The organism is Candidatus Njordibacter sp. Uisw_056 (assembly GCF_047730085.1).
GTDB lineage: Bacteria > Pseudomonadota > Gammaproteobacteria > Pseudomonadales > Balneatricaceae > Njordibacter.
The window spans coordinates 2,407,777-2,421,810 of record NZ_CP159830.1; the positions used below are offsets into that span (position 1 = coordinate 2,407,777).

Below are 14,034 nucleotides of genomic sequence, written 5' to 3' on the forward strand. Positions count from 1 at the left end.
GCCTTTTTACAGGATTTGTTAGCAAAACACTTATTCTGGCGTAAAGTGAAGCACCTCTGCTTGGTCTATATATTGCTGACGCAAAATAACAGGCTGCCATTGATTAGAGCTTAACATCGCATCACTTTGGCTGTACCACCGTAACACTAACAAACCAAAGCCTAATCCAGCCAATGCAGTCACTACGGTTAGTGGCTCAGACAGAGCCCCCCACTGGGCCAGTAAAGCAAATGCCAGCATCACTATTAACGGCATGGCAAAGGTTAACAAACTGGCTTTAATAAAGGCTTTTTGAGGGATACCCAATACCACTTCATCGCCCACACTTAGCGACATAGTACTGGGTACTGGCAATGCTATACGCGAACGCTTGCAGTCTGTGGCTTGGTTCATTAAACGCTGGCCACAACCACTTTTCATACTGCAAGAATTACAGGTGCTCAGGCGCAGGGTGTCTAGCCAAACCGTGGTTTGATCAATAGAGTGGACATGAGCAGCTTGCTCAATCATAGAGTCTTGTGTATTAGACATGATGCAGCCTTAGGATCTTACTAGGCGTTTATTTAATGGCTAAGGATACCACAGAGCTGGCCACTTGCTCGCCTTGCGCTAAACTTAATTGCCCAACTAAGGTCACAAACATCTGTTCACCATCATGAACCATAGACTGACCCAACACTAAATTAGAACCTGCAAAAGCATAGCCTTCAGCAATGGTACGCCCGTTCAACGCTTCAACATAAAGCGTAAAACTAGCCTCACCATCGCTGTAGGTGAGAATTTCTCTGGGTACTGGACTGGACACATCTAAACTACGCTGAGTTAATACAAACCCCACAGGCAAAGTTGCTACCAACCAACCGGCTTCTGCTGCATTAATTGCTTCTACAGGCGCAGGTAAACGAATAATATCATTAGTGTTAGCCATCACAGTGCTAGATGCACCTGCACTAACTAAGGCAATACTATTGTTGCTATTTCTTGGTTCTAATAAAACCACACCTTGCTGTGCGATAATAACTTGTGGCTGCAATGACACACCCATTTGTTGGGCACCCAAAACCATCACCATAGTTACACTTGCAGCTACTGCTAAGCCCGCAATAGGTTGCCAAAAGCGGTTCAGATAGCTAAAGTTTGAACCAGCGTTAGCGCCAGGGGCAGAGTAGGAGTGGGTCCGCTCTGCATCAACAGCTTTGCGCACCCGCTGAGCTAATTCCATGCCTAACGAGGCTTGGGTTGCTTCGCGCTTTAGGGCAGCACTGGCAAGCTGATAGCGAGCCCATTGCAACCTGACTTGCTCGTCGCCTTGACTCGCTTTAAGCACACGCTCCAGCTCTAGTGGCTGGGCAGCATCATCCATTACTGCAGATAATGATTCGCGTATCGACTGGGCGTTAGTATGAGTAGATGCCAAAATGTAGTTTCCTAAATTTAACTTACCCAAGTTGGACGTCAACAGGGCCATTTGGTTCAATTTTATTTTTAGAGGCTTAAGCTAGCTCACTAATCACGGTCCATAAGCTTAGCCACTTCTTTGTCTATGGCGTCTCGGGCACGAAATATACGTGACCGAACCGTGCCCACAGGGCAATCCATCACTTGAGCAATTTCCTCATAGCTCATGCCTTCAAATTCTCTTAGGGTTAGGGCAGTTCTTAAGTCATCTGGCAATTTTTCTAGGGTAGCAAATACCTTGTCTTGTAATTGGTCCCGCGCCATTAGATTTTCGGGGGTATCAATGTCTGCCATAACATCTGCACTGCCGTAGTCGCCATACTCATTAGCCTCTACATCTACATCAGGTGGCCTTCTATTACGCGCTACCAAATAGTTTTTTGCCGTATTAATGGAAATACGGTAAAGCCATGTGTAAAACTGGCTATCACCTCGGAAATTTGCCAGCGCACGGTAGGCTTTTATGAAGGCCTCTTGGCTTACATCCATGGCCTCATGATGATCCTTAACGTAGCGGCCCACTAAGCTAATAATTTTGTGCTGATATTTAAGCACTAGCAAATCAAATGCACGCTTATCCCCAGCTTGAACTCGCTCAACAAGCTGTTGATCAGATGGGGCAGGTGTCGGCAAGGCCTTTTCATTAGGCACTTAGATTTCCTTATCTAGACTGCTGTAGGTATACAATTAACAATACACCTCCAATTAAATAATATAATAAGAGTACAGCAGATTAACTCAACTGGCACTAAGTTCAGACCAAATCTAGTCAGTTAAAACACATATCGCACTGTAATTAGCGTTTCACCTTAGTGTCTGTACAAGCTATAATAAATTATCAAAGTGACGTGTTACAACTTCCCTATGCAACAAGACTTTCAATACGATGTGCTTATTATCGGTTCAGGCGCGGCTGGGCTTAGTTTGGGTTTACGCTTAGCAACGACCAAAAAAGTAGCTGTTATCAGCAAAGATGAATTAGATGCTGGCTCCTCGGCTTGGGCGCAAGGTGGCATTGCTGCGGTGTTAGATCAACAAGACCGTATAGACAACCATATCCAGGACACCCTTATTGCAGGCGCTCACCTTGGTGACCCAGAAGCCATACAGTTTACAGTAGAGCAAGCTAAGGCTAGTGTAGACTGGCTTATTGAACAGAAAGTGCCTTTTACCCAAGACCACGAAGACCCTACCGGCTACCACCTTACTAAAGAGGGAGGCCATAGCCACAGGCGTATTATTCACGCGTCAGACTGGACAGGCCTTGCGGTAACTACCACCCTACTCGAACGCGCCACAGAAGCCCCAAATCTACATCTATTGCACCATCAGGTGGCTGTAGACCTAATTACTAATGCAAAATTAGGCTTGCCGGGCAACCGCTGCGTAGGCGCGTATGTATTAGACCAAGAAACGGGACACGTGAACGCATTTAAGGCTCAATGTGTCATTTTAGCAACCGGTGGAGCCAGCAAGGTTTACCTCTATACCAGCAACCCAGACGGTTCATCTGGCGATGGTATTGCCATGGCTTGGCGAGCAGGTTGTAGAGTAGCAAATATGGAATTTAACCAATTCCACCCCACCTGCCTTTATCATTCAGAAGCTAAATCGTTTTTGATCACTGAAGCCATACGTGGTGAAGGTGGCAAGCTAGTATTAGCTAATGGCGAACCATTTATGCAGCGTTTTGATGAGCGCCTAGAGCTAGCTCCAAGAGACATAGTGGCACGCGCTATAGACCACGAAATGAAACGCCTCGGTGATGACTGTGTGTACCTAGACATAAGCCATCGTGGCCGCGAGTTTATTCAGTCTCACTTTCCTAATATTTATCAACGCTGCATGAACCTTGGCATAGACATTGCCAAAGATCCTATTCCCGTTGTTCCTGCCGCCCATTATACCTGCGGTGGCATTATTACTAACCAAGATGGCATGACGGATATAGAAGGCCTTTATGCTGTAGGCGAAACAGCCTTCACAGGTTTGCATGGAGCTAACCGCTTGGCGAGCAATTCATTGCTAGAATGCTTTGTGTATGGCCATGCTGCAGCAAGACACATTGAAACCCACTGGGCCCAAGCCTCACCAAACATCGCTATTCCAGCGTGGGATGAAAGCCAGGTAAAGGATTCTGATGAAGACGTTATTATTTCCCACAACTGGGACGAATTACGCCGCTTTATGTGGGATTACGTAGGCATTGTGCGCACAGACAAACGCCTCACTCGTGCGCAGCACCGAGTAGAGCTATTGCTCAGTGAAATTAATGAGTTTTATAGTAACTATCGCGTAAGTGCAGACCTAATAGAGCTGCGAAACTTAGCTCTTGTGGCATCTATTATTATTCACAGCGCTCAGCAACGCAAAGAAAGCCGAGGGCTGCACTACACGTTAGATTATCCTGAAACACTGCAAATAGCGCGCAACACTATTATGACACCGTCTAATTTTGATTGGCAGTAAGGGATTGGCTGTGCCAACGGCCAAAGACTCTTAATTTACGCAGCATATCTGCAGGCCCACTGTCCGCCATAAGTGGCCACCAGAATATATGCCCCTGTGTGGTTTTAATGTGCAACGTAATAAAGTAGGGGTTAAAGGCTGACTTCGCCATAATAACGCCATTTACCTGGTCACCATTTTTTAAATAGCAACACACTTCGTTGGGTGTCCAGCTTATAGCGACCATACTAGTGCTAGACTTAAGCCAAGCCCAACGCCAAACCCAATGACCTAGCACCGCAGCTGCAAACACCACATAAGCAAGACAAAACCAAGACCAACCCGTTATGCCCAAGCCACATAGGCTTAATACCGACCAAACCACAGCACATACATAACTAAGGTGTGCAGAGGCCTTAAGCTGGAATTTGGCTCGACTGAGCATAGTCTTTTATTTTTTTAACCATAGCCACCATGGTTTGGTCATCACTAACGCCATGGCCCATAAACCAAGCAAACAAGTCTGGGTCTTGCTGACTTAGTAAGCGCACATATACTTGCTGCTCATCAGCACTAATTAATGGCAACGCATGCAGGGCAAATGGCCCTAATAAAACGTCTAATTCCAGCATGCCACGGCGACTATGCCAAACCTGTCGTTTTAATTCTGTTTCATTCAACATTGAATTCCTCTGTCTTAACCCATACCCTATATACTAGGGTTTAATTTTAGCGCAAACTATCAACATATGCCTGCTAGGCATTCACATTTAGATCATTTAACACCATGAAACACACTTATTTTTGCCCATTAGATCATTTTGGTAGTCTAGGCTTAACTGGCCAAGACGCTCAAAAATTCCTGCAAGGCCAGATAACCTGCGACGTTAATGAAGTTACAAAGAGCCAAGGGCAAGCAGGAGCTTACTGCACCCCAAAAGGTAACGTTATTGCCAATTTTGACCTAGTGTCCCATAAAGACACTTTGCTGCTGCACATGCCCCTGAGTATGGTAGCTACTATGCAACAGGCCATGGCTAAGTACATTGTTTTTTCTAAAGCTAAGCTCTACGATGCCAGCAGTGATTGGTGCCGTTTTGTAGTATGGGGTGACCACGCCGCAGCCTGCATTAAGGCGACGTTTGGTTTTGTGCCCGATACCCGTCTTGGTGCCATTCAAAACGAAGAGTGCTTAGTTTGGAGTAATAATGCCGAAAATAATGAATTTATTGTTTATTGCCGCGCCACTGCAAAAGAAGGTGTAATAGCCAGCCTAAAACATGGGGCTAGTTTAGCCAAAATATCTGCTTGGGACGCTAGGCAAATTAATCAGGGGTTAATTTATGTGACCCCCGACATAAGCGATAGCTACGTACCTCAAATGCTTAATTTACAGGCCACTGGGGCCATTAACTTTAAAAAGGGGTGCTACACCGGCCAAGAAGTTGTGGCACGGATGCAATACCTAGGAAAACTCAAACGCCACATATTTATTGGCCAAGTGACCTCCCTTGAGGCCTTAGAAGTAGGCCAACAAATTAATGCCAGCAAACGAAAAAATGTCGGCAAAATTACCAGCATTGCGTGCACAGGCAAAAATGCTTATGCCTTTACCGCAGTGATTAATTGCACAGAGGCACAAGAAGATCAGCTGCACCTAAACGAGCAAGAGGACGCTAGCATTTCCCTTTTGCCGTTACCTTATGAAATAGATCCCCAAGTGTTCGAACGTATTAAGCTATAAATAGCATTAGGGCTTATTTGCGTGTTTGCGCTGTGCCAAAATGCGAGTAGCTAAGGCAATAGGCATAGCCCAAAATAAGATTAAGGTACTTAAAACAACTCGCATAGCATCGCTGCCGTCTCTGTAGTGGGTTTTATTACCCGCCAAATAAGCTTGATAGCAGTGGTTCGGGCCATCCAAGGGCAAGAAGGTATAATCTATAACCCATTCTAATAAACGCCAGTAATTTTTCCTCACAGAAGCTGAATGCCGCGCATTGTAGCCCACCCGTGCAGAAATGGTTGAATCTGCATAACCACCAGCCAAGGCATTACCTAACTGATCAATTGCAATGAGCACGGAATAGAGCCAACCGCGATATTCTGGTGTGTCTGCCATGTTTAAGCCCTGTATTTTCACTACTATTAGCTTAGCAGATTTTACAATAATTGGATTTGGTTAGCCTCTGCTAGCAGAGGTGTGCGCTGCCAGTTAATAACATGGCCACCCTGGCGCACTATATAGTCATTAGCTTTAGAAAAATGGCCACATCCAAAAAAACCTCTATACGCTGATAAAGGCGACGGGTGAACCGCCTCAAGCACGTAGTGTTTGTTTGCATCGATCAGCGCAGCCTTTGCTAGCGCAGGCTTACCCCATAGCATAAAAACTAGCCCCGAACGTTGTTCGCTGAGCGCTTTGATCACTTCATTAGTGAGGCTTTCCCAACCTTTACCTTGGTGAGCACCTGCTTGGCTTTGCTCTACAGTGAGCACCGTATTTAACAGCAATACGCCCTGCTTTGCCCACTGGGACAAATCACCATGGGCAGCCGGCTGTATAGCTAAGTCTGTGCTTAGTTCTTTAAGAATATTACGCAATGAGGGCGGCGTTTTAGTGCCTTTGTTAACGGAAAAACTTAGGCCATGGGCCTGGGGCTCCCCTTGGTCGAACCCATGGTATGGATCTTGACCCAAAATAACCACTTTAACCTCGTTAAAAGGGGTTAATTTAAACGCATTAAACCAATCTTTTTGAAGTGGTAGCAGAATAACCTGCTGATCGAGTTTACCTTGAAGGAATATGGCTAAATTTTCAACTTGTGGGCATCTGAAACAAGGCTGCAACACCTTGCGCCAGCCTTCATCAAGCTGGTTTAGGTGTGCATTTTGCCAAATGGGATGGGCCATTATTATATAGCGGTGCTATTTAGTTTCAGGGCGCATGTGTGGGAACAACAACACGTCTCGAATAGAAGCAGCGTCGGTAAACAACATCACCAAGCGATCAATACCAATACCTTCACCAGCGGTAGGCGGCATGCCGTACTCTAGAGCTGCGATGTAGTCTGCATCATAATGCATGGCTTCGTCATCACCAGCGTCTTTCTCAGCCACCTGGGCTAAGAAACGTTCGGCTTGGTCTTCAGCATCGTTAAGCTCTGAGAAACCATTAGCAATTTCACGGCCACCAACAAAGAATTCAAAACGGTCTGTGACAAATGGATCTAGGTCATTACGGCGCGCCAAAGGAGACACTTCTGCTGGGTATTGAGTAATAAAAGTGGGCTGGTCTAAGCGATCTTCTACCGTTTTTTCGAAGATTTCAATTTGCACCTTGCCCAAACCATAGTAGGGCTTAAGTGGAATGCCAAGGCCTTCAGCAATAGCGCGCGCACCGGCCTCATCAGCCAACTGCTGGGCTGTAATGCTGGGGTTATAATGCAAGATAGAATCAAATACAGATATACGGGTAAATGGCTGAGCAAAGTCATACTCACTTCCTTGGTAAGTTACTTTGCTATTGCCCAATACAGACTCTGCAATGTGGCGCAACATGCCTTCTGTTAAGTCCATTAGGTCGCGGAAGTCGGCATAAGACCAGTAGAACTCTAACATGGTAAATTCTGGATTATGGCGAGTAGACAAACCTTCGTTACGGAAGTTACGGTTAATTTCAAACACTCGCTCAAAACCACCTACCACCAAACGCTTTAGGTAAAGTTCTGGAGCAACACGCAAGTACATGTCACGGTCTAAGGCATTGTGATGGGTAATAAAGGGGCGCGCAGATGCACCACCAGGGATCACCTGCATCATGGGGGTTTCTACTTCCATGAACTCACGGGCAATTAAGTACTGCCTAATCGCTTCTACAACACGGGTACGAATAATAAACGTTTTACGAGACTCTTCGTTAACAATGAGGTCTACATAACGCTGGCGATAGCGCATCTCTTGGTCTGCAAGGCCATGGTGCTTGTCAGGTAACGGGCGCAACGCTTTAGTTAACAACTGTGGATCCGTCATGTCCACAAACAAATCGCCTTTACCCGATTTCTGTAACACACCCACCACACCTACAATGTCACCTAGGTCCCAGGTTTTAATTTCGGCCAATTGCTCTGGTGCTAAACCTTTACGATTAACATAAAGCTGAATACGACCAGACACATCCTGAATCTCCATAAACGCACCGCGATTACGGATAATACGACCTGCCACTTTCACCGGAAGGGCCAAGATTTCTAACTCTGGTTTATCTTTTTCGCCATGGGTATCTTGAAGATCTTGGGCGTAGCTGTCTCGGCGAAAATCATTAGGAAACGCGTTTCCTGCTTCTCTGCGCTTGGCCAATTTGGCACGACGCTCGGCAATAAGCTTGTTGTCGTCTTGGATTAAACTGTCGTTTGTATCATTCATAGGTGTGGGTTCTACAATTGGGTAATGTTTTTTTACTGAGTCGTTAAGTTTAAGTTAGTGCTTACAAACCCGCTTTTAAGCTGGCTACAATAAATTGATCTAAGTCTCCATCTAACACCTTATCACAACCACCAGTTTGCACGTTGGTGCGCAGGTCTTTAATGCGCTGATCATCTAAAACATAGGAGCGTATTTGGCTACCCCAACCAATGTCAGATTTAGTGTCTTCTAGGGCTTGAGAGGCTTCCTGGCGCTTATGTATTTCTTGCTCATACAATTTAGCACGCAACTGTTTCATAGCCGAATCACGGTTTTGATGTTGCGAACGCTGGTTTTGGCACTGCACCACAATACCAGATGGCCCATGGGTTAAGCGCACTGCAGAATCTGTTTTGTTAACGTGTTGACCACCAGCACCACTAGCACGGTAGGTGTCTACTCGCACGTCGGATGGGTTAATTTCTATATCAATATCATCGTCAATTTCTGGCGACACAAATACCGAAGCAAAGGAGGTATGGCGGCGGCTGCTGGAATCAAACGGCGACTTACGCACCAAACGATGCACGCCTGTTTCTGTGCGTAACCAACCAAATGCATAGTCACCTTCAAACCGAATAGTGGCACTTTTTATACCAGCTACGTCACCGTCACTGACTTCCATCAGCTCTACTTTAAAGCCTTTTTGCTCACCCCAGCGCAGGTACATGCGTAAAATAATACTGGCCCAGTCTTGTGCTTCTGTGCCACCAGACCCTGATTGAATGTCTAGGAAGGCCGCGTTGGGATCCATTTCCCCAGAGAACATGCGCCTAAACTCAAGCTTTTCTAAACTATCCGTTAGGGCATCAAGTTCTGGCTGCACTTCGTTTAGGGTGTCTTCGTCGTTTTCTTCTACGGCAAGGTCTAGTAATTCACGGGCATCTATCAAACCACTGTCCATGGTGTCTATGGTGTTGACTACGCCTTCAAGCAAACTGCGTTCTTTACCTAAGGCTTGCGCTCGCTCTGCGTCGTTCCATACGTCCGGCTGCTCTAGTTCTCGCTCTACTTCAACTAAGCGTTCTTGTTTGCCAACATAGTCAAAGGTACCCCCTAAGCACATGGGTGCGCTCAGCTAGGTCTTTCATGGACAGGATGTAAGGATTGATTTCAAACATTAAAGTTACCGAAAAGCGGTGGCACAAGTGAGTGCAAAATAATCACAGCATTATACCCGATAGTGGCCATTTTTGGCACCGTTTCCCTGTGCCTTTATAAGCTGCTCTGAGAGGGCATTTTTCACCAACATATTAGATGACCATTAAAGTCATTTGTTTTTATCTTAAGATCACCTAATATGACCTAAGTTTCCATTATTTAGGTGTGTTTATGTCTGCTCGTCTCAATTCTTTAGGCCAAGAAATTGGCTGTATGTTGCCTACTTGGAACACCTGCCCAGAGCCAGCCAAAAAAATCATGGTAGGGGCCTATTGCCGCCTAGAACCGCTTGATGCAACATGCCATGGCGAAGATTTATGGCAGGCCTATAGTGCAGACACGCAAGACCGCATTTGGACTTACCTACCCTATGGCCCCTTCACCACACAAGCCGAACTTAAACAGTGGTTAACTGGCCATAGTGAAACCCAAGACCCTCTATTTTACGCCATAGTGAGCGCCTCTAATGGCAAAGCGGTGGGTATAGCAACCTATTTGCGTATTCAGCCAGCAGCAGGGGTTATTGAGGTGGGCCACATTAACTACTCCCCCGCCCTGCAGGCCACCACAGCAGCAACAGAAGCCATGTACTTAATGATGAAAAACGCCTTTAACTTAGGCTACCGCCGCTATGAATGGAAGTGTGATAATTTAAACTCAGGCTCTAAAAAAGCCGCCCAACGCCTTGGTTTTAGCTTTGACGGCCTGTTTAAACAAGCAGCAGTGTACAAAGGCCGCAATAGAGATACCGCGTGGTTCTCTGTCCTTGATACGCATTGGCCTGCCATACAGGCAGAGTATGAGCGTTGGTTGGCCACAGAAAACTTTTCTGCTGATGGCATGCAGCTAAGCAAATTAAGTATATAAGGGGCACAACTTCTGTATTCCATCCCTATTTAACTAATGTACAATAGCACTATGAAAATTCCAAAACGAATACTTCCACTTGTTGAAAACGGCTTAGTAGATGAAGTGATCCGAGCTTTAATGAGTGGCAAAGAAGCCGATGTTTTTGTGGTGCGCTGTGGGTCAGAAATCCGTTGTGCAAAAATTTATAAAGCACCTGAAAAACGTGCATTTAAACAGGCTGTAACCTACCAAGAAGGGCGAAAAGTTCGCAACAGCCGCAGAACCCGGGCGATGGGCAAAGGCTCAAAATTTGGCCGCGAACAACAAGAAGAAGTGTGGCAATCTGCTGAGGTAACTGCACTTTACAAGCTGGCCGACATTGGGGTTCGTGTACCCAAACCCTACGGTTGTTTTGATGGCGTGTTGTTAATGGAGCTGATCACCTATGGCGATGGCGATGTTGCCCCTCGTTTAAACGATGTGTCTATGACCCAAGAACAAGCATTAACAGACCATGAAACCCTTATGCACGATGTTATGCGCATGCTGTGCGCAGGGTTAGTGCATGGAGACCTTTCACCATTTAATGTGCTGGTAGACGACCATGGCCCAGTGATTATAGACCTGCCACAAGCGGTGGATGCCGCCGCGAATAATAATGCACAAAGCATGCACCAGCGCGATGTAGAAAACATTACTAACTACTATGCCCAATATGCACCCCAACTAAGCCACACCCGCTATGGCCCAGAAATGTGGGCCTTGTTTGAAGCAGGCGAACTGCAACCAGACACGCAGCTCACTGGGTACTTTGAAGAAGACACTGCGTCTGCAGATGTGGATACTGTGCTAGAAGAAATTAAACAGGCGTTTCTTGAAGAGCAAAGCAGGCTGGAGCGCATTAAAGACGCCGAATCTGCAGGTTAGAGTTAACCTAGAGTATGCGTATACTATTAAGGCATGTAAAAACATACCTTAAAGTAGGTCGCTTTTGGCCCAAGAGTTAGGATTAAAGCCTCTAGCTTTGCACTCATCCTGGGGTTTATGAACGACAATAGCTCTTTCAGAAAACAATCTAAATTGGCCTTTGATAACCCCGAATACTTCCCAAGTAATTAGTCCAGTATTACAGTTAAATAGTTGATCAACAACATAGCCTTTTTTAAACAGGCCTTCTTTGGTTTGATACATGACCGAAAAATCTATTGGTGTTCCACTCCATCCTTGAAAGGGATACTCGTATCCACCTTGTGTATTATCTACATTTTTTACATCCATAAACAGCCCAAGCACTAGTGCTAAAATTGCAAGCGTACCTATTACTGAGAATGTTGATTTATATAACGCCATATAACCCCTTAATCATATTTTTTTAATACTATCGCGTATTAACATAAACTAAAACTGAACCGTGGGATGTTTAGCCGCTACTTAGTGCACTACTCACTAAAATAGTTAAGGCCGTGTAAGCTCTGCACGTTCAGTGGTTAGACTAAAGTAGTCACCACCCATTTTTCCTACAGAATTTACTAAAGCTTGGTTTATAGTGCCGTTTTCATACAAGGTGTCGTGTACATAGATACATTTCACATCCAGGAGTATCACTTGTCCACCCGCTGGTAAATCACTAATGGTAATAATGTCCCTTAAGGAGCACTCATAACGAATAGGTGAGTCTTTGACAGACAAAGGCAGAACGTTGTGACTAGAACAGCTTTGGACGTTAGCAAAATTAAATTCGCTTTTATCAATAGCCAGGCCTGCACTGGTCATGTTCATTTTCTCTAACAGCGGAGCGTTTACTATATTAATAACACACTCACCTGTTGCTATTAAATTTTGCAGAGTGTCTTTATCCACACCACTTCGTTGCGTTACTTGGGTGTACAAAAGTACAGGCGGGTTGCAACTGGCAACAGTAAAGAAAGAATAAGGTGCCAAATTATCAATGTTATCGCTTGAACGCGTGCTAATCCACGCAATAGGCCTAGGTGTTACGCCACCATTTAATAGGCGGTATTTTTCTTGGGCGGCTAGTTCAGAAACATCAAAAATCATTTTCTTTTTTCTCGTGGTACTGCAATTTAAGGACATTTTTCTTGCCGCTTAGTTTACAGCTAATCCCGAACTAAACGGTACCCAAAGCAGCGCTTTAGGTCCCGTTTTTGGCTAATAGATAGCTAGATTATCGTTCGTAAAGAGATTCAATAGTGCTGGATTCGATGGTGTAGGCATTAATCATATAGCCTGCCAATGCTCCAGAAGCATTTTCTGGTAATTCAAGTGTTTCGGCAGAAAGCGCATGTACAGTAAAGCGGTAATGATGCACGCCATGCCCCTCTGGTGGGCAAGCGCCACCAAAAGCAGCTACACCATAATCATTTTGTATTTGTGTGCTGCCAGCAGGCGCTAGATCTTCCATTGCGCTGCCAGCGTTGGTTGCTGTCTCGGTTACATTTGCAGCGATGTTAACAACCTGCCAGTGCCACCAGCCGCTGCCTGTAGGTGCATCTGGGTCATACGCTGTGATTGCGAAGCTTTTGGTACCTTCGGGTGCATTAGACCACTTAAGGTGAGGCGACAGATCTTCACCAGAACAACCAAAACCACCAAATTCTTGTTGTTTGTCCATAAATTCGCCCTGAGCAATATCATTACTAGACAAAGTGAAAGAGCCTGCTAAAGCAGGCAAAGAGACCATAAGTGTTGCAGCTGAAAAGAGTTTTAACATGTTTTTCATGACGAGCCTTGTAAATGCGTTATTAATTGAAGCCCCAGTTTAATACCAACTTGCGGCTTCGTTTAGAGCAAAAACGTTCAACTATTCGCCTTAATCCGTCACTTTAGTTTTCCTTAGTTCAGAGGGGGTTAACCCAAAATGCGCTTTAAACCTTTGGGTGAAGCGAGACTGCGAGTGATAACCACACTTTTCTGCAATTAGGCCTATGCCATCACTTGTGGTTTGCAGCAGGTGCAAACTTAGCCCCAACCTTGCCCTGCCTTTAATAGCTTTTACGCTGGTCCCTTCTGCGGCCAGCTTGCGGCGCAAGGTAGATTCACTCATCGCTAACTGTTGACAGATATAGTCCATAGTAACCTTGTGGAAATTTTTCTCATAGAACAAGTCATGCAGGCGCTGGCTGATTTTTTGCTGGCCCTTCATTGACACCACTTCTGTATAACCCAGATGATAAAGCAGGGTTAGAATTTCTCTTTTTCTTATGGCTATTATTTCTTCTGGCGCCCAGGCTGAACTTTCTACAAACTGCTGTAAACAGTGCTTAAGTGCTAGCGTGGTGTTGCCTATAAAATAGTCTGGTTTGTTTGCATGATGATTTGGAATGCCTTCAAAGTCTTCATAATTAAACTCAATTAACATCGCAAAATATGAATTGTGTTTAGGGATGTTGCGCATGTTGATAGATGTGCTATCTGACAAAAAAATAAACTGGCCTGAATGACAGATAATCTCGTTATTTTTTCCCAGCATTTTGTCGCCACTAATGACAACAATTAACAGTGGCTTTAAAATAGGCACATTCAACAGCTTTTGCACATGTACAGAGGTATACACCGAAAAGGGTAGCACCTTAGATTCAGAAAATATTTGCTTAATACTAGTGCTTAAATTGTTCATGCTTTAACCTGCAGTGC

At 45.2% G+C, this 14,034-nt stretch carries 17 protein-coding genes; 4 read left to right on the plus strand and 13 right to left on the minus strand.

Annotation, left to right across the window (positions count from 1 at the left end):
- Nucleotides 1-30: 30 nt before the first annotated feature.
- From ABXT60_RS11530 to rpoE, 3 genes are all read right to left on the minus strand, one after another.
- The gene (locus ABXT60_RS11530) at nucleotides 31-531 is read right to left on the minus strand and encodes a SoxR reducing system RseC family protein (RefSeq protein ID WP_443630287.1); all 501 of its coding nucleotides are present in this window, start codon (nucleotides 529-531) and stop codon (nucleotides 31-33) included.
- 28 nt (nucleotides 532-559) lie between these two features.
- Nucleotides 560-1,417, minus strand: a complete 858-nt coding sequence (locus ABXT60_RS11535) for a MucB/RseB C-terminal domain-containing protein (protein ID WP_443630288.1) — start codon at nucleotides 1,415-1,417, stop codon at nucleotides 560-562.
- 89 nt (nucleotides 1,418-1,506) lie between these two features.
- The gene (rpoE, locus tag ABXT60_RS11540; protein WP_443630289.1) at nucleotides 1,507-2,109 is read right to left on the minus strand and encodes an RNA polymerase sigma factor RpoE; all 603 of its coding nucleotides are present in this window, start codon (nucleotides 2,107-2,109) and stop codon (nucleotides 1,507-1,509) included.
- A gap of 213 nt (nucleotides 2,110-2,322) precedes the next feature.
- On the opposite strand from rpoE, the gene nadB reads away from it, so the two are divergent.
- The gene (nadB, locus tag ABXT60_RS11545) at nucleotides 2,323-3,927 is read left to right on the plus strand and encodes an L-aspartate oxidase (protein ID WP_443630290.1); all 1,605 of its coding nucleotides are present in this window, start codon (nucleotides 2,323-2,325) and stop codon (nucleotides 3,925-3,927) included.
- On the opposite strand, the gene ABXT60_RS11550 is transcribed toward nadB, so the two are convergent.
- Nucleotides 3,908-4,351: a hypothetical protein gene (locus ABXT60_RS11550; RefSeq protein ID WP_443630291.1), complete on the minus strand. Its 444-nt coding sequence runs from the start codon at nucleotides 4,349-4,351 to the stop codon at nucleotides 3,908-3,910. The two genes, nadB and ABXT60_RS11550, sit on opposite strands and share 20 nt — an antisense overlap.
- Nucleotides 4,323-4,589 carry an FAD assembly factor SdhE gene (locus tag ABXT60_RS11555; RefSeq protein ID WP_443630292.1) on the minus strand — a complete coding sequence of 89 codons (267 nt, stop codon included), beginning with the start codon at nucleotides 4,587-4,589 and terminating at the stop codon, nucleotides 4,323-4,325. The genes ABXT60_RS11550 and ABXT60_RS11555 overlap by 29 nt, the downstream gene beginning before the upstream one ends.
- Nucleotides 4,590-4,693: 104 nt before the next feature.
- Here ABXT60_RS11555 and ygfZ point away from each other — a divergent pair, with 104 nt between their 5' ends.
- Nucleotides 4,694-5,650: a CAF17-like 4Fe-4S cluster assembly/insertion protein YgfZ gene (ygfZ, locus tag ABXT60_RS11560; protein WP_443630293.1), complete on the plus strand. Its 957-nt coding sequence runs from the start codon at nucleotides 4,694-4,696 to the stop codon at nucleotides 5,648-5,650.
- A 6-nt stretch (nucleotides 5,651-5,656) separates the two neighbouring features.
- Here ygfZ and ABXT60_RS11565 read toward each other — a convergent pair whose 3' ends face one another.
- The 4 genes from ABXT60_RS11565 to prfB form a co-directional block, all read right to left on the minus strand.
- Nucleotides 5,657-6,028, minus strand: coding sequence for a hypothetical protein (locus ABXT60_RS11565; protein WP_443630294.1), 372 nt, complete (start codon nucleotides 6,026-6,028; stop codon nucleotides 5,657-5,659).
- Between the two features lie 41 nt (nucleotides 6,029-6,069).
- Nucleotides 6,070-6,819 carry a uracil-DNA glycosylase gene (ung, locus tag ABXT60_RS11570; RefSeq protein WP_443630295.1) on the minus strand — a complete coding sequence of 250 codons (750 nt, stop codon included), beginning with the start codon at nucleotides 6,817-6,819 and terminating at the stop codon, nucleotides 6,070-6,072.
- Between the two features lie 15 nt (nucleotides 6,820-6,834).
- Nucleotides 6,835-8,331 (minus strand): lysine--tRNA ligase, encoded by a 1,497-nt coding sequence (lysS, locus tag ABXT60_RS11575; RefSeq protein WP_443630296.1) that lies wholly within the window; start codon nucleotides 8,329-8,331, stop codon nucleotides 6,835-6,837.
- 61 nt (nucleotides 8,332-8,392) lie between these two features.
- Nucleotides 8,393-9,491, minus strand: a protein-coding gene (gene prfB / locus ABXT60_RS11580) for a peptide chain release factor 2 (RefSeq protein ID WP_443630297.1) whose coding sequence is annotated in 2 segments (ribosomal slippage) — nucleotides 8,393-9,415 and nucleotides 9,417-9,491 — 1,098 coding nt in all. Because the reading frame shifts where the segments join, the coding sequence is not laid out codon by codon here.
- Between the two features lie 211 nt (nucleotides 9,492-9,702).
- Here prfB and ABXT60_RS11585 point away from each other — a divergent pair.
- The gene (locus ABXT60_RS11585; protein WP_443630298.1) at nucleotides 9,703-10,398 is read left to right on the plus strand and encodes a GNAT family N-acetyltransferase; all 696 of its coding nucleotides are present in this window, start codon (nucleotides 9,703-9,705) and stop codon (nucleotides 10,396-10,398) included.
- Nucleotides 10,399-10,449: 51 nt separating this feature from the next.
- Nucleotides 10,450-11,307 carry a PA4780 family RIO1-like protein kinase gene (locus ABXT60_RS11590; RefSeq protein WP_443630299.1) on the plus strand — a complete coding sequence of 286 codons (858 nt, stop codon included), beginning with the start codon at nucleotides 10,450-10,452 and terminating at the stop codon, nucleotides 11,305-11,307.
- Nucleotides 11,308-11,355: 48 nt separating this feature from the next.
- Here ABXT60_RS11590 and ABXT60_RS11595 read toward each other — a convergent pair whose 3' ends face one another.
- The 4 genes from ABXT60_RS11595 to ABXT60_RS11610 all read right to left on the minus strand — a co-directional run bounded on the left by ABXT60_RS11595 (nucleotide 11,356) and on the right by ABXT60_RS11610 (nucleotide 14,017).
- Nucleotides 11,356-11,730, minus strand: coding sequence for a hypothetical protein (locus ABXT60_RS11595; protein WP_443630300.1), 375 nt, complete (start codon nucleotides 11,728-11,730; stop codon nucleotides 11,356-11,358).
- 105 nt (nucleotides 11,731-11,835) lie between these two features.
- Nucleotides 11,836-12,438 (minus strand): flavin reductase family protein, encoded by a 603-nt coding sequence (locus ABXT60_RS11600; protein WP_443630301.1) that lies wholly within the window; start codon nucleotides 12,436-12,438, stop codon nucleotides 11,836-11,838.
- Nucleotides 12,439-12,565: 127 nt separating this feature from the next.
- Nucleotides 12,566-13,120: a YbhB/YbcL family Raf kinase inhibitor-like protein gene (locus ABXT60_RS11605; protein ID WP_443630302.1), complete on the minus strand. Its 555-nt coding sequence runs from the start codon at nucleotides 13,118-13,120 to the stop codon at nucleotides 12,566-12,568.
- Between the two features lie 90 nt (nucleotides 13,121-13,210).
- Nucleotides 13,211-14,017 (minus strand): helix-turn-helix transcriptional regulator, encoded by an 807-nt coding sequence (locus ABXT60_RS11610; RefSeq protein WP_443630303.1) that lies wholly within the window; start codon nucleotides 14,015-14,017, stop codon nucleotides 13,211-13,213.
- Nucleotides 14,018-14,034 lie beyond the last annotated feature (17 nt).